This window comes from Pseudoxanthomonas daejeonensis, assembly GCF_010093205.1.
GTDB classification, from domain to species: domain Bacteria; phylum Pseudomonadota; class Gammaproteobacteria; order Xanthomonadales; family Xanthomonadaceae; genus Pseudoxanthomonas; species Pseudoxanthomonas daejeonensis.
In genome coordinates, this window is sequence record NZ_PDWN01000006.1 from 211,484 (window position 1) to 227,294 (window position 15,811).

At 68.0% G+C, this 15,811-nt stretch carries 11 protein-coding genes; 3 read left to right on the forward strand and 8 right to left on the reverse strand.

The annotated features are described in order from the left end of the window. Positions 1 to 7 precede the first annotated feature (7 nt). Positions 8 to 949, reverse strand: coding sequence for an aldo/keto reductase (locus CSC65_RS08135; protein ID WP_162410052.1), 942 nt, complete (start codon positions 947 to 949; stop codon positions 8 to 10). Positions 950 to 1,319: 370 nt separating this feature from the next. Between CSC65_RS08135 and CSC65_RS08140 the strand changes: the two genes are divergently transcribed. Beyond that, a complete protein-coding gene (locus CSC65_RS08140) occupies positions 1,320 to 1,892 on the forward strand; it encodes a manganese efflux pump MntP (protein ID WP_162410053.1) in 573 nt (190 codons plus the stop codon). A 27-nt stretch (positions 1,893 to 1,919) separates the two neighbouring features. On the opposite strand, the gene CSC65_RS08145 is transcribed toward CSC65_RS08140, so the two are convergent. The 3 genes from CSC65_RS08145 to CSC65_RS08155 all read right to left on the reverse strand — a co-directional run bounded on the left by CSC65_RS08145 (position 1,920) and on the right by CSC65_RS08155 (position 5,431). Beyond that, positions 1,920 to 2,366 carry a universal stress protein gene (locus CSC65_RS08145; RefSeq protein ID WP_162410054.1) on the reverse strand — a complete coding sequence of 149 codons (447 nt, stop codon included), beginning with the start codon at positions 2,364 to 2,366 and terminating at the stop codon, positions 1,920 to 1,922. A 178-nt stretch (positions 2,367 to 2,544) separates the two neighbouring features. After that, entirely contained in the window at positions 2,545 to 4,722 is a 2,178-nt protein-coding gene (gene uvrD, locus CSC65_RS08150) for a DNA helicase II (RefSeq protein WP_162410055.1), read from the reverse strand. Between the two features lie 64 nt (positions 4,723 to 4,786). Then, complete coding sequence (locus CSC65_RS08155) at positions 4,787 to 5,431, reverse strand: TIGR00645 family protein (protein WP_162410056.1); 645 nt, start codon at positions 5,429 to 5,431, stop codon at positions 4,787 to 4,789. A gap of 89 nt (positions 5,432 to 5,520) precedes the next feature. On the opposite strand from CSC65_RS08155, the gene CSC65_RS08160 reads away from it, so the two are divergent. Then, positions 5,521 to 6,207 carry a glutathione binding-like protein gene (locus CSC65_RS08160; protein ID WP_162410057.1) on the forward strand — a complete coding sequence of 229 codons (687 nt, stop codon included), beginning with the start codon at positions 5,521 to 5,523 and terminating at the stop codon, positions 6,205 to 6,207. Between the two features lie 139 nt (positions 6,208 to 6,346). Here CSC65_RS08160 and CSC65_RS08165 read toward each other — a convergent pair whose 3' ends face one another. From CSC65_RS08165 to CSC65_RS08180, 4 genes are all read right to left on the reverse strand, one after another. Next, on the reverse strand, positions 6,347 to 7,873 hold the full coding sequence (locus CSC65_RS08165) for a tryptophan halogenase family protein (protein ID WP_162410058.1): 1,527 nt from the start codon (positions 7,871 to 7,873) through the stop codon (positions 6,347 to 6,349). A gap of 8 nt (positions 7,874 to 7,881) precedes the next feature. After that, positions 7,882 to 8,904 carry a cupin-like domain-containing protein gene (locus CSC65_RS08170; protein WP_425501326.1) on the reverse strand — a complete coding sequence of 341 codons (1,023 nt, stop codon included), beginning with the start codon at positions 8,902 to 8,904 and terminating at the stop codon, positions 7,882 to 7,884. Next, the gene (locus CSC65_RS08175) at positions 8,888 to 9,607 is read right to left on the reverse strand and encodes a SapC family protein (protein ID WP_162410059.1); all 720 of its coding nucleotides are present in this window, start codon (positions 9,605 to 9,607) and stop codon (positions 8,888 to 8,890) included. Before CSC65_RS08175 ends, CSC65_RS08170 begins: the two co-directional genes overlap by 17 nt. Positions 9,608 to 9,771: 164 nt before the next feature. Then, entirely contained in the window at positions 9,772 to 12,792 is a 3,021-nt protein-coding gene (locus CSC65_RS08180) for a TonB-dependent receptor (protein WP_162410060.1), read from the reverse strand. Positions 12,793 to 13,407: 615 nt separating this feature from the next. Here CSC65_RS08180 and CSC65_RS08185 point away from each other — a divergent pair. Further along, positions 13,408 to 15,660, forward strand: coding sequence for a S9 family peptidase (locus CSC65_RS08185; RefSeq protein WP_162410061.1), 2,253 nt, complete (start codon positions 13,408 to 13,410; stop codon positions 15,658 to 15,660). The last annotated feature ends 151 nt before the right edge of the window (positions 15,661 to 15,811 follow it).

Genomic DNA, 15,811 nt, shown 5'->3' on the forward strand with positions numbered 1-15,811 from the left:
TCCTTCCTCAGGCCGCGAACTGCCGGACCAGTTCCTGCTGCTGCGCCTGGCTCAACATCGGACCGTGCCCGGCCTTGAGCTGGTCGAGCTGGCGTTCGGGCTTGCCAGTCGCCGGGATCACCACGGTCACTGCCGGATGGCTGATCGCGAACTTGAGGAACATCTGCGCCCAGGACGTGACACCGGCTTCCGCAGCCCACGCCGGCAGCGGCACGTCCTTGACCTTTGCGAACAGTTTTCCGTCGTCGAAGGCGCGATTGACGATCACCGCCACGCCCCTGTCCTGCGCGAGCGGCAGCACGGTCTGCGCTGCGCCGGTGGAGTTGACGGAGTAGTGAATCTGGATGAAGTCGAGCTTCTCGCCACGCAGGATGCGCTCGAGCTCCGGCAGGCCGGCATCGGTGTAGTGGGTCACGCCGACGTACTTCGTCCTGCCCTGCGCCTTGAGTTCGCGCGCATAGGCCAGCTGGGTCTGCCAGTCACGCAGGTTGTGGACCTGCAACAGCTCGACCTTGTCCGTGCGCAGGCGACGCAGCGACTCGGCCCACTGCGCCTCGGCGGCTTCGCGGCTGTCGGCGGCGATCTTGGTGGCGATGAAAGCCTTTTCGCGCCAGCCGCCGCCGTGCAGCAGGCTGCCCACCACCGTGTCGGACGCGCCGTAGTTGGGCGAGGTGTCGATCAGGCGGCCACCGCCGTCGAAGAAGATCTTCACCACCTGCTGCAGCTGCGCGTATTCGGGCGAATCCAGGGCCACGTCGTAGCTGCCCGAAGTACCGGCTCCGATCACCGGCAGGCGCTCGCCGCTGGAGGGGATGGGGCGGGTCAGCAACGTGCCGCCCGCGGCGGGCGCTGCAAAGAGCGGGCCCATACCTGCCGTGGCGCCGAGGCCGGCGACGATGGAGGTGGCGAGGGCGGAATCCAGGAAACGGCGGCGCGAAGGCGAGTGCATGGTCGTGACTCCGTGGACTGGCGGCGCGGAGCGGCCGGGTTCCGATCCTAACGCCCCCGTCCCGGCGCGCATGTGCACATCGGCACATGAACCCGCACACGCACATCCGCCTGGACCCTCTGTGGCGTGGCAGGGGCCCGGGGGACGGCGTGGTATCCTGCGCATACCCCTTGGGGAGTAGCCTGCTCCGCGCACTCCGCGCGCAGCGTCCACGTCAACATACTCGGCCCCGTGCGGCCGTGGCGTGGGCAACCCGCGGCCTGGAACCTCGATCCGGACGCCGCCGGGACTGGCGAGACCAACGGCCTGTCGGTGCATCCGTGGTTGGACGCTGGCGGGTCATGTCCGCCCTTCCAGCCCGGTGCACCCGATGAACCCGTTTTCGATACTCCTGATCGGCGTCGCGATGTCGACCGATGCCTTCGCCGCGGCGGTCGGCAAGGGCGCCGCGATGCAGCGGCCGCGTTTCCCCCAGGCCCTGCGCGCCGGCCTGATCTTCGGTGCGATCGAAGCGGTCACCCCGATCATCGGCTGGCTGCTGGGTCACGCCGCGGCGCGCTACATCACCGCGTGGGACCACTGGATCGCCTTCACCGTGCTCGGCCTGCTCGGCCTGCACATGATCTGGAACGGCTTCAAGCCCGACGCCGGCGACGGCGACGAACCGCCCCGCCACCACGGTTTCTGGAGCCTGGCCGCCACCGGCCTGGGGACCAGCATCGACGCGATGGCGGTGGGCGTGAGCCTAGCCTTCCTCGACGCGCCGATCATGCTCGTCGCGGCGGTGATCGGCCTGTGCACGCTGGTGATGGTCACCGCGGGGATCATGCTCGGCCGCGTCCTTGGCGCGCTGGCCGGCAAGCGCGCGGAGATCGTCGGTGGCGTAATCATGATCGTGATCGGTACGGCGATCCTGCACGAGCACCTGACCGGCGCGGCATAGGCGCCGCACCCGCCCGCGACGGCGCAGTCAGCGCACCACCAGCACCGGCACCGCCGCTTTCGCCAGCACCGCCTGGGTCTGGCTGCCGAGCAAAACCCGGCCCAGGCCCCGTCGGCCATGCGAGGCCATCACCACCAGCCCGACGTGGTGATCGGCAGCGGCCTTCACGATCGCCTCGGAGGGATAGCCATCGGGCACGTGCACGGTTTCGCAGGCGACGCCGGCCGTCGTGGCCTGCGCCACCGCATCGGTGAGGATCCGCTGCGCCGAATGCGCGCAGCCTTCGCGATACTCCTGTTGCATGGCCGGGTCGGCCGACAGCGCCAGCGCGTCGTCGAAGGCCGGCATCCAGGGCTCGGTCACGGTTACCACCACCACCGGCACGTGCAGCCTGGCGGCGAGCGCCAGGCCATGGCTGAGCCCCTTGGCAGCCAGTTCGGAACCATCGGTGGCGATCAGGATGCGGTCGTACATGGCGCACTCCTCGGACTGTCCATGCCCATTGCACACCCGCGCGCGCGCCGGGGCAATGCCAGGACCCGCCCTCGTGGAACAGGGCTGCCCGGCTCCCTTCGGCGGGTGGCGAAGAACAGCGGAGCGATCCAAGTCCTGCGGGAGCACGAACCGGCGCGATGCCGGCCCGCGCGGCGTTTCAAAGCGGCTTGAGGTTGGCGAAGGCCAGCACCAGCCACTTGCTGCCGGCGTCGTCGAAGTTGACCTGCACGCGCGCATGCGCGCCACTGCCCTCGTAGTCGGTGACCACGCCGCGGCCGAAGCTGGCATGCGCCACGCCCTGGCCCAGCCTCAGGGATGGCGTCTCCAGCACCGGATGCGCCGCGCGCGGCGGCGCGGCCATCGGCCGGGCCACCTGCACGCGCGGACGAACCTCATTGAGTAGGTGGCCGGGAATCTCGCGCAGGAAGCGCGACGGCATGCCGTACATGTCCATGCCGTGGATGCGCCGGCTCTCGGCGTAGGTCAGCACCAGCTTCTGCCGTGCGCGGGTGATGCCGACGTAGGCCAGGCGCCGTTCTTCCTCGAGCCGGCCGCTCTCCTCCAGCGACTTGCTGCTGGGGAATACGCCCTCCTCCACGCCCACCAGGAACACCAGCGGGAATTCCAGTCCCTTGGCCGAGTGCAGGGTCATCAGCTGCACGCCGTCCTCGTCGGCCTGGGCCTGGCCTTCGCCGGCTTCAAGTGCCGCGTACGACAGGAAGGCGACCAGCTCGCTCATGCTTTCCTGGTCGTCTTCGAGTTCGGCGCGGGAGAAGCGCGACGCGACCGAGACCAGTTCGTCCAGGTTCTCCAGCCGCGACTCGGCATCGAGCTGGCCACGCGCCTCGCTGGACCAGTGTTCGCGCAGCGCGGAGCGGCCCAGCACATGGTCGACCCGGTCCTTCAGCGCCAGGTCGGCGGTCTCCGCGTCCAGCGCCTCGATCAGGCCCAGGAAGCCGGCCACCGCATTGCGTGCGCGTGCGGCCAGCGCATTCTCCGAAACCAGGGCGGTGGCGGCCTGCCACAGCGAGACAGAAGCCTCGCGCGCACGGCGCCGCACCTCGTCCAGGGTGCGATCGCCGATCCCGCGCGCCGGCGTGTTGACCGTGCGCTCGAACGCGGCGTCATCGGCGCGGTTGGCGACCAGGCGCAGGTAGGCCAGCGTGTCCTTGACCTCCGCGCGCTCGAAGAAGCGCATGCCGCCGTACACCCGGTACGGCACCTGCTCGGCCAGCAGCACTTCCTCCAGCGCGCGTGATTGCGCGTTGCTGCGGTAGAGCACCGCCGCCTCGCGCCAGCTGCCACCGTCGCGCATCCACTGGCGGATGCGCTCGACCACGAACCGGGCCTCGTCCATCTCGTTGTAGGCCGCGTACACGTCCACCGGCTCGCCCTCGCCGCTGTCGGTCCACAGCTGCTTGCCGATGCGGTCCGGGTTGTGCGAGATCACCGCGTTGGCGGCGTTGAGGATGTTGGCGCTGGAGCGGTAGTTCTGTTCCAGGCGGATCGTTTTCGCACCCGGGAAGTCGCGCAGGAACTGCTGCACGTTCTCGACCTTGGCCCCGCGCCAGCCGTAGATGGCCTGGTCGTCGTCGCCGACCACGAACACCCGGCCGCTGTCGCCGGCCAGCACGCGGATGAAGGCGTACTGGATCGCGTTGGTATCCTGGAACTCGTCGACCAGCAGGTCGCGGAAGCGCGCGCGGTAGTGGCCCAGCAGCGCCGGGTTGTCGCGCAGCAATTCATGCGCGCGCAGCAGCAGTTCGGCGAAGTCGACCAGGCCGGCGCGGTCGCAGCGCTCCTGGTACAGCGCATAAGCGCGGCGCAGCGCATCGGTCCACGGATCGTCACCGGGCTGGATGTGCTGCGGGCGGCGGCCCTCGTCCTTCTGTGCGTTGATCCACCACACGATCTGCCGCGGCGGGAAGCGGCCGTCGTCCAGTTCCAGCTGCTGGGCCACGCGCTTGACCAGGCGCAGCTGGTCGTCGCTGTCGAGCACCTGGAAGGATTCGGGCAGGCGCGCCTCGTTCCAGTGCAGGCGCAGCAGGCGGTGGGCGATGCCGTGGAAAGTGCCGATCCACATCCCGCGCGAGCCGTGGCGCAGCTGCAGGTCGGCGCGCGCGCGCATTTCGCCCGCCGCCTTGTTGGTGAAGGTGACCGCGAGGATCCCGTGCGCCGGAACGCCAAGGACCTCATTGAGCCAGGCGATGCGGTGGGTCAGGACCCGGGTCTTGCCGGAACCGGCGCCGGCCAGGACCAGGTAGTGCCCCGGCGCGGCCGATACGGCCTCGCGCTGGGCGCCGTTGAGGCCATCGAGAAGGTGTGAGACATCCATGCCGCCATTCTACGCGGCGGCGACGCTCACACCTTGAGATCGGCGTGGCGCCGGGCCGTCACGTTCAGTGCGAAGCGTGGCCGGGCTTGCTGACATGGGTCATCAGCCGGTCGGTCCAGGCGATGCCAATGGCCGACAGGATGAAGACGCAATGGATGATGGTCTGCCAGAGCACGCCGTCGGGCGTCATCTGCGTGCACTGGGTGCTGGTGATCGCCATCTCGGCCTTCATCAGCGCCAGCTGCTCGGGCGTGCAGAACGGCAGGCCCTTCAGCGAGCCGGCGGCGATGAAGGTCTTGAGCAGGTGGATCGAGGAGATGCCGATGATCGCCATCGCCAGCTTCACCTTGAGCATCGACGCGTTCACGTGGCTGAGCCATTCCGGCTGGTCGGGGTGGCCCTCCAGGCGCAGGCGCGAGACGAAGGTCTCGTAGCCGCCGACGATCACCATCATCAGCAGGTTGGAAATCATCACCACGTCGATCAGGCCCAGCACGATCAGCATGATTTCCTGCTCGCCCAGCGCCGGGGCGCGGTGGATCAGGTGCCACAGCTCCTTGCCGAACAGGAACACGTACACGCACTGGGCCACGATCAGGCCCAGGTACAGCGGAAGCTGCAGCCAGCGCGAGGCGAAGGGTAACGGGCCGCCAGCAGGCTGCCAAGCACGGCGGCGTGGCCACGGGGCGGCGCTGGCGGTCTCCTGCAACGCAGCGATCCAGCACTGCGCCGCGCCCGCCACAGGTGCGGATCTACACTGCCAGGCGCTTCCCCCATCCAGCCCCCGGAGCCGCGAGCATGATCGACCTCTACTACTGGCCCACGCCCAACGGCCACAAGATCACCCTGTTCCTGGAGGAATCGGGACTGCCCTACACCATCAAGCCGGTGAACATCGGCAAGGGCGACCAGTTCCAGCCGGACTTCCTCGCCTTCTCGCCCAACAACAAGATGCCGGCGATCATCGACCACGCGCCCAACGACCTGGGCGAGCCGGTCAGCGTGTTCGAGTCCGGCGCGATCCTGCTGTACCTGGCCAACAAGACCGGCCGCTTCTTCGGCGACGACGTCCGCCAGAAGGTCGAGGTCAACCAGTGGCTGATGTGGCAGATGGCCGGGTTGGGGCCGATGACCGGCCAGTACGGGCACTTCACCGTGTACGCGCCGGAAAAGATCGACTACGCGATCGACCGCTACACGCGTGAAGTACAGCGCCTGCTCGGCGTGCTCGACAAGCGCCTGGCCGGTCGCGCGTTCATCGCCGGCGACGACTACACCATCGCCGACATGGCGGCGTATCCATGGATCAATCCGTACACCAAGGCACCGCTGGACCTGGAGCCTTACCCCGAAGTGCGTCGCTGGCATGCCGCTATCGCCGCGCGCCCTGCCACCCAGCGCGCCTACGCGCTGACGGCACAGGTCAACCCGGACGCGGGCAAGCCGCTGACCGAAGAAGAGCGCAAGCAGCTGTTCGGCCGCTGAGCGCGGTCACCCGGAGGGTTCGCCGCGTGGCCTGATGCGGCGAAGCGGTGGAAGCGTCGCCGGCAGGCCGGTGCCTGGGGCACCCGCAACGACGCGTGCCCCAGGACGCTTCACCACTCAAGGCGCGGCGTCCCGGCCCTCACCCCGCCTTGCGCACCGCCTCGGGTACCGGTGCCGGTGCGTAGCTGCGCATGTAATCCATGTGCGTGGGCATCTGCCGCACCGTGCCGAGCACGTTGTTGCGGATGTCACCGAGGAAGCGGACCAGGTCGGCCTGCGTCATCACGTCGGCGGTGGGGTGGTAGCGCCTGGGTTCGATGCCCTGCCCCAGCATGACCTGGACCCAGGAGTTCTCGCCGAACAGCTCGCCGGGCACGTGGAACACGTTGCCGGTCTCGCGGAACAGCTCGATCCGGTGCCGCAGCGTGTCGGGGATCTTCATCTCCGCGATCTCCTGCCAGTACGGCGAATCGCGGCGGTCGCTGATGTGGTAGTGCATGACAACGAAGTCGCGCACGTGCTGCAGTTCTTCGTTGAGCCGTGCGTTGTATTCGTCGATCGCCGGCTGGGTGATGGTGTGCGGGAACCCCTGCACCAGGCGCACGATGCCGCGCTGGATCAGGTGGATCGTGGTCGATTCCAGCGGCTCGATGAAGCTGCCGGCCAGGCCCAGCGCCACCACGTTCTTCGCCCAGCACTGCTGGCGCTGGCCCGGCTGGAAGCGCACCGGCCACGGCTGCTTGATCACCTCGCCCTCGAGGCTGCCGAGGAATTCCTCGCGCGCCTCGTCGTCGCCCATGTGCCGGCTGGAATAGACGATGCCGTTGCCGACCCGGTGCTGCAGCGGGATCCGCCACTGCCAGCCGGACTTGCCGGCGATCGCGCGCGTGTACGGCACCGCGTCGCGCACCGCGGTGGTCTGGGTGGCCAGCGCGCTGTCGTTGAACAGCCAGTGCGACCAGTCGGTGAAGCCCACGCCCAGGGTCTTGCCGATCAGCAGGGCGCGGAAGCCGGTGCAGTCGATGAACAGGTCGCCCTCGATGACCTCGCCGCGCTCGAGCTTCAGCGACGTGATGCAGCCTTCCGCGTCGGTGGCCACGTCGACGATCTTGCCCTCGATCCGCCTGCAGCCGTGCTGCTCGCTGAAGCCGCGCAGGTAGCGGGCATAGAGCGCGGCATCCATGTGGTAGGCGTAATTCACGTGGTAGCGCGGCAGGTGCGAGAAACGGTCCTGCAATGCGGCCTGGAGTTCGATGCAGTAGTCGCTGTAGTCGGTGGCCACGCCCTCGGCGCGCCCGCGCAGCCAGAAGTTCTGGAAGCCCGCCGACCAGTGGTCCTTGCCGCTGATGCCGAAGGAGTGGATGTAGCGGTGGCCGACGTCCTTCCAGTTTTCGAAGGAGATGCCGAGCTTGACCGTGCCCTGCACGGCGGCCATGTACTCCTGCTCCTTGATGTCGAGCAGGCGATGGAAGGTGACCAGGGTCGGGATCGTGGCCTCGCCGACGCCGACGGTGCCGATCTCCTCCGATTCGACCAGTACGATGTCCACGGCCTTGCCCAGGGTCTTGGACAGCGCGGCGGCCGCCATCCAGCCGGCGGTGCCGCCGCCTGCGATGACCACGCGCTTGACCGGACGGGGGGTGATGGAGGAAGCAGGGTTTTGCATCGGGATACTCATCGGTTCAGGCGCTGCAGCAGCAGCGTGCGGAGGTGGCGGACACGCGCCTCGTCCAGCGGCGAGGAAAGCACGCGGCGCGCAGCCTCGGGAATGTGGCCGGCGACGCCGGCCTCGTCGTAATCGAAGACGTAGTGGTCGAACACGTCCTTCCAGATGGCGCGTTCGGCCGGCGGCAGGTCGCGCACGCACATGATCGCCAGCATCAGCGCGTTCATCGGCGTATCCATCCACGCCGGTACCTGGCGCCACCAGTAGTTGACCAGTACGTTGAAGCCGTCCAGCCCTTCCATGTGGTGCCACCACATGCTCGGGATGAGGACCGCATCGCCCGGCTGCAGCACCGCGCCGCGCGCGTGGCGCATCGCTTCGGCGAATTTCGGGAAGCGCGCATGGTCGGGCGCGTGGAAGTCCACCAGGCTGACCGCCTGCCCGGCGGGGGTGTGGTCCAGCGGGCCGATGTAGAGGTTCTCCAGCTGGTCGGGCGGAAACAGCGTGACCCGGCGCCGGCCGGCGACCACGCAGGCCAGGTTGTCGGGCACGTCCTGGTGGGTCGGGATGCGACTGCGATTGCCGATCCAGATGCTGGCCAGCGGATCGCGCGCACCGAAGTCGATGGCGTTTTCGTCGCGGAACCCCGGCAGGAACGTGTCGATCGTGGTCGAGGCGACGTAGATGGAGGGCGGCGCCGGGTCGTCCAGGTACTTGCGCAACGTGTCGAGCGCCACCGCGAGCGGGATCTTCTCGCGGCGGAAGTTGAAGCCGCTGATGTCCTCGGCGTAGAACACGCGGCCGGCCGCTTCGGGCGGCGCCACCGTCGCCACCACCGGCATGCCGCGGTGGTCGAAGCGCTTCAGGTAGGCGATGGCGGCCGCAGCGGATTCGCGCGCGGCGCGCACCATCGGCCACTGCCCGACCACGCCGCGCAGGACCAGCGGCTCGGGGGAACGCAGCACGTCTTCCGGCAGTGCCTCCGGCACCAGTCCGGTGACTTCGCGGATGGACTCAGCGACCGGCAGCACGGCGGCGGTTCGTCCGCTCGATCAGGTCGCGGAAACGCGACAGCGAGGCCAGCACCATGTAGATGGGCAGCAGGTGTCCGTCGCGGGCCAGCCGCTCCAGCGCGGCGCCATCGAGTGCCTGCAGACGCGCCTCGTCGATGGTGTGGAAGCCGGCCAGGCGGTTGAGCGATCCGTCGTCGAGCTGGATGTCCAGGACGAAGGATTCGAGAAGTTCGTGGCGCAGCAGCGCCTCGATGAACGGCGGCGTGGCGACGATGCCATCGTGCAGCGCGAGCAGGATCGAGCGCGCGCGCTCCAGGAATTCGGTGGCGATACCCGGATCCTGGAACAGCACCTCGCCGGTACCTGCGCGCACGCGCGGGTGGTCGAGGTCGACGTGGACCAGGCGCTCCTCGCCGGCCATGCCGATCAGGAACGGCTGCCGCTGTATCGAAAGGGGGATATAGGTCGCGTCCCAGCGTTCGCCCTCGCCGTTCGCCTCGAGGAACAGGTTGGCGCCCTCCTGCAGCCCGAACAGGGCCAGCGCATGGAAGCCACCGGAGGCGTCGCGATGGAACACGATCGGGTAATGCGCCTGGACGTTGCGGAACTCGTCCGGAAAGGTCGGCGCGTACATCACGTCGTCGCCAAAGGCAGCGCCGCGGCGCGGATCCACCCGCAGGTCGCGGTGGTCGACGTTGTTCAGCAGGACGTTGTTGCTCATCGACTCTCGGTCACCAGGGCGGGACGCCGCGTCCTGCGGCATCGTGCCCGATCCATTGGCTTGAAGAAAGCAGGCGCAGGCAGAAGAAGGAGCCGCCGGTTTCCCGGCGGCTCCCCGTTCGCGCGACCTGGGAGGCATCGCGCGAACCCGACACACCCGGCGCGTCAGAACCGGTAGCGGACCCCGAACATGTAGCGCGGACCGGTCTGGGTGGCGAACCGCACCATGTTCTCGTGACGGGCGTGGATGCGCTGCGTCTCGTCGGTGAGGTTGATGCCTTCCAGGCTCAGGGTCAGGTTCTCCATGACCTCGTAGCTGACGATCGCGTCGACCTGGCCATAGGCCTCCGTCCAGTTCGGGTTCGGCGGCGTGCCGCCACCACCGATGCCGTTGAGGAACTCGTCGCGCCAGTTGTAGGCCACGCGCACCTGCCAGGCGTTCTTGTCGTAGAAGCCCACCAGGTTGGCGGAGTCGCTCAGGCCGATCATCGGGTACTGGGTACCCAGGTCGGCGTTGTCGAAGGTCAGGCCCGAGTCCACCTTGGTGTAGTTGGCAGCCAAGCCGAAGCCGGACTCGCCGAACACGTGCTGGACGTTGATCTCGAAGCCGTCGAGATGGTCGGAGCGCTGGTTGGCCGGGGTGGTGATGTCGAACCCGGCGACCGGGTCGCCCGGCTGGCCGACGATGCTGCCGGTCAGTGCGCCGGTCGAATCGGTGCCGGTCACGGTCACGCCGGGCGAGCCCGCGTAGTTGGTGAAGATGTAGTTGCGGATGCAGACCATGTCGCCGGCCGCGCAACCGCCGGCGGAAAGGGCCGCGTTCCAGTACGCACCGCCCACCGGGGTATGCAGCTCGAACGGCGTGTCACGCACGATCGTGTCGCTGATGAAGTTGTCGATGTTCTTGCGGAAGTAGCCCGCCGACACATAGCTCGCTTCGCCGTAGTACCACTCGACCGAGAGGTCGAAGTTCTTCGAGAGCAGCGGCTCCAGCGCTGGGTTGCCGGCGCTGCCGTCACCGCCGTCGACGCGGACGATGTTGGCCAGGCGCTGTCCGCCCTGGATCTGCTGCCAGCCCGGCCGTCCGATCGTCTCGCTGTAGCTGGCACGCGCGACGATGTCCTCGTTGAGGTGCCACGCCAGGTCCACGTTGGGCAGGAAGTAGTCGTAGTCGCCTTCCAGCTCGGTGAAGCCCTGGCCCGGCTGGTAGGTCACATACAGCTCGTTGGCCGAATCCCAGGAGATGCCGTTGGCGATGCGGACCAGCGCCGAGGAGTCGACGTCGGTCTGCTCGTAGCGGACGCCGACCGCCACGTCCAGCGGCATCGACCAGTCGAAGCTGGTCGTCCACTGCACGTACGCGCTCTTGGACTTCTCGGTGGTGCGCAGGTCGTCGGTGAACTGGGTCGGCATCTCGTAGCAGGTCGCGCAACCGGAGGCGGCGATGGCGGCCTGGCGCAGACGCTCGAAGTCGAACACGAGGAAGCTGTCGGTCCAGTTCGGGTTGTTGCTGTTGCCGAAGCTCTGGAAGTAGCGCGACATGTTGTCGGGGGTGAAGATGCTGTCGTCGTAGTCGGCCGGGCTGCCCACGCCGCCCCAGGTATCGCGCTGCATCACCGCCGCGGCGGTGCGGTTGTTGACCTCGGTCGCCGACACGCCGAAATCCAGGCCGGAGTAGTCGCCGAACTTGAAGCGGCCGTCGGCCTGGAACTGCTCGACCTCGGACTTGTTGTAGCTGTTCTGGAACACCGAGCCGGTGACCAGCGCGGCCGAGGCCGGCACCGAACTCATGCCCGGCGGCAGCACGACGTTGACGATCGGGATTTCGCCGCTGTAATCGACGGTGGTGTTGCCGCGCACGTAGGCGGCCATGCCCAGCACGCCCGCAGAGCCCAGGGGGCTGTCGGGGCGCGATTCGGCCGTGGAGTTGTGGTAGTCGAAGGCCAGGCTCAGGGCGTCGTTGACCTCCCACTCCACGTTGAAGCCCAGCGAGTCGCCGCTGTTCTTGGTCGCCAGCTGCATGCCACCCATCGACAGGTCGGCGCCGTTGTATTCCTCTTCATAGATGATCGGCGCGGCGACCGGGCCGTCGGTCCACGAACTGTCGCCGGGGCTCTGGCTGAACCACACCGACAGCTCGCTGCGCTGCTGCTGGACCTTGTTTTCCATGTAGGCGTAGTCGAGCGTGGCGGTGACGCTGTCCGACGGCGCCCACTGCAGGGTCAGCTGGCCGTTGGTGCGCTGGCGCTGCACGCCGTTGACGCTGTAGCCGGTGTTCTGCGGACGGGCGTAGACGTCGTCCAGGCCCGGGCGGTTGGTGATGCGGTCCGCATAGCCCTGGCCCGGCAGCGGCAGGGCGTTCCAGCTGTTGGAGTCGCCGGGGAACGTGATCCAGCCGTCGGCCACGCTGGCCTGGCTGTACCCCGATTCGCGGTCCTGGTAGCTGCCGCTGACCATGACGCCGAACTTACCGTCGGCGTAGGTCTGGCTGAAGATGCCAGACAGTTCCGGGGTCACGATCGCGCCCGGGTAGCTCTGCGGCAGGTTGCGGGCGGACGTGTCGTGCACCGCCTTGAAGCCGATGCTGGCCAGTGGCTCGCCGATTTCCAGCGGACGGGCGGTCTTGACGTTGATCGTCGCGCCGATGCCGCCGGTGGGCAGTTCGGCGCGGCCGGTCTTGTGCACTTCGATCGCCGAGATCGCCTCGGCGGCGATGTTGGAGAAGTCGAAGGCGCGCGAGTTGGACGTACCGCCGCCACCCGGGCCCAGATTGGACGCCGGCATCTGGCGGCCGTTGAGCAGGACCAGGTTGAAGTCCGGGCCGACGCCGCGGACGGTGACCTTGGAGCCTTCGCCGCTGGACGTGCGGTCGATGGACACGCCGGAGATGCGCTGCAGCGCCTCGGCCAGGTTGGTGTCAGGGAACTTGCCGATGTCCTCGGCAACGATGCCGTCGACGATGCCTTGCGCGTCGCGCTTGAGGTTCATCGACGAGGTAAGGCTGGCCCGGATGCCGGTTACCACCACCGTATCGAGCTCGGTGGGGTCCACATCGGCGTTGGGGTTGGCGGTCTGCGCGGCCTGCGCGGGTTGTTCCTGCGCTATGACGTGGCCCGCTGGCGCCAGCGCCAGCAACAGGGCCGACGCGAGCAGCCGCTTCTTGGGCATGGCTTGCACGTGCTTCATGGATCTTCCCTCCCGGAATCACACGAATTTGATTGAGTTGTGGCCAGCCGCTGTCCCCGGACAGCGTCGACGCGGCGGATTAGGTCTCCGCTTGACAGCGTTGTCAAACCGGGACGCGCGAGCGGCGCGAAAACGCCTGAAAACTGCAAGAACCGCCGGAATTCGATGCTGCGCGGCAGCAAAGAACAGCGCTGTCATGCGCAAAACCGCACGGGGGTATGCCGTAATGTTAGCGCTAACTTACTGATTTCCCGAGGTCACGCACAAAGGTCATTGTCGAAACCGCATTTTTCTCACGGCACGTTCCATGCCGGCGCCCTGGCGCCAGTCGCACCCTTGACCGCTCTGCCCACGCCATGCGCTGCGCGCTGGCCTGAACTAACGATTGCAGACAATTGGTGAAAATATCTACATAACGACGCAAATAGATACATTGCATCATTTCGGTGCCGGCTAGTGAGACAACGCTGTCATGCATCAGGACCCGGTGGGACATGACTCGGGACATCCAATGACCCGGCCATGACGTCCACCCCCTGCCTGATGGCCGGTCCGGTCACTCTCCTGCGCCCCTACAATCCGCCTCCTGTTCGAGCCTCACCCCGGAACACCCGCATGCGCTTGTTCGCCCTACCGGTCCTGCTGATGACGATCCTCGCCACCGCCACCGCCCCCGCCCACGCCGCGAAACTCACCCTGGAGGCGATCACCGGCCCCGCGCCGCTGTCCGGCCCGACGCTGATGAAGCCGCAGGTCTCGCCGGACGGCACCCGCGTGACGTTCCTGCGCGGCAAGGACAGCGACCGCAACCGCCTGGACCTGTGGGAATACGAGGTCGCCCGCGGCCAGACCCGCGTCCTCGTCGATTCCAGCGTGGTCCTGCCGGGCAACGAAACGCTCAGCGACGAAGAGAAGGCGCGCCGCGAACGGCAGCGCATCGCCGCCTATTCGGGCATCGTCGAGTACCAGTGGGCACCCAATGGACGCGCACTGCTGTTCCCGCTCGGCGGCGAGCTCTATTTCCATGACCTCGACCGCAGCGGCGCCGATGCGGTGCGCAAGCTCACCAGCGGCAACGGGTTCGCCACCGATGCGCGGCTATCGCCGAAGGGCGGTTTCGCAAGTTTCATCCGTGCGCGCAACCTGTGGGTGGTCGAACTGGCCACGGGCAAGGAAGTCCAGCTGACCTTCGACGGCGGCGCCACCATCGGCAACGGCGTGGCCGAGTTCGTCGCCGACGAAGAGATGGATCGCCACACCGGCTACTGGTGGGCATCGGACGACAGCGCGATCGCGTTTGCCCGCATCGATGAATCGCCGGTGCCGGTGCAGCAGCGCTACGAGGTCTATGCCGACCGCACGGACGTGGTCGAGCAACGCTATCCGGCGGCGGGCGACCGCAACGTGGCGATCCAGCTCGGCGTCATTGCTCCGCGGGTCGGCGCCAAGCCTCACTGGGTCGACCTGGGTCCGGAGCAGGACATCTACCTGGCCCGCGTCGACTGGCGCGATCCGCAGCGCCTCACCTTCCAGCGCCAGTCACGCGACCAGAAGACCCTCGAACTGGTCGAAGCGACGCTGGCCACCGGCGCGCAGCGCGTCCTCGCCACGGAAACCTCGAAGACCTGGGTGCCGCTGCACAACAGCCTGCGCTTCCTGGCGGACGGCCGCTTCCTGTGGTCGTCCGAGCGCAGCGGCTTCCAGCACCTGTACCTGGCTTCGGAGGACGGCGCCACGTTGGCTCCGCTCACGTCCGGCGAGTGGATCGTCGATGAACTGGTGGCGGTGGATCCGAAGGCGGGCTACGTCTGGTTCACCGGCACGCAGGATTCGGCGCTGGAGAAGCACCTCTACCGCGTGCCCCTGGCCGGCGGCACGGTGGAGAAGCTCTCGCAGGCTGCCGGCATGCACGCGGCCAGCTTCGCCCGCAACGCCAGCGTCTACGTGGACAGCTGGTCGGGCCCGGGCACGCCTCCGCAGATCGAACTGTTCCGCAACGACGGCACGAAACTGGCGACGCTGCTGCGCAACGAGCTGGCCGATCCGCAGCATCCGTACGCGAAGTACCGCGACGCCCAGCGCCCGGTGGAATTCGGCACGCTCACCGCCGCCGATGGCACCACGCCGCTGCATTACAGCCTGGTCAAGCCGGCGGGCTTCGATCCGAAGAAGAAGTACCCGGTGGTCGTCTTCGTCTACGGCGGCCCGGCCCAGCAAACGGTGACGCGCGCCTGGCCGTCGAGCGCCAATGCGCTGTTCAACCAGTACCTGGCCCAGCAGGGGTACGTGGTGTTCTCCCTGGACAACCGCGGCACGCCGCGCCGCGGCCGCGATTTCGGCGGCGCGCTGTACGCCAGGCAGGGCACGGTGGAAGTGGACGACCAGCTGCGCGGTGTCGACTGGCTGAAGTCGCAATCGTGGGTGGACCCGGCGCGGATCGGCGTGCACGGCTGGTCCAACGGCGGCTACATGACCCTGATGCTGCTCGCGCGCACCGATGCGTATGCCTGCGGCGTGGCCGGTGCGCCGGTCAGCGACTGGGGGCTGTACGACACCCACTACACCGAACGCTACATGGACCTGCCCGCGACCAATCCGGACGGCTACCGCGATGCGCGCGTGCTGACCCACATCGACGGCCTGGTCGGCGAGAGCGCACCGAAGCTGCTGCTGGTCCACGGCATGGCCGACGACAACGTGCTGTTCACCAATTCCACCGTGGTGATGTCGGCGTTGCAGAAGCACGGGCAGCCGTTCGAGATGATGGCCTACCCGGGCGCCAAGCATGGCCTGGCGGGCAAGGATGCGCTGCACCGCTATCGGCTGGCGGAAGACTTCTTCGCGCGCTGCCTCAAGCCGGGGCACTGAAACCTGCGGGAGCGGGGAGGGCCGGTACACCGGCGACGGCGGCCCGGGTGACGGCCTCGTGGCTGCGGCGCCCCAGGTGTCGCGGTCGTGCCCGCTCCTACAGGGGCGGGTTTGTCGGGGACGGCGCGGGAGTAGGGGCCGAGCTCGGGGC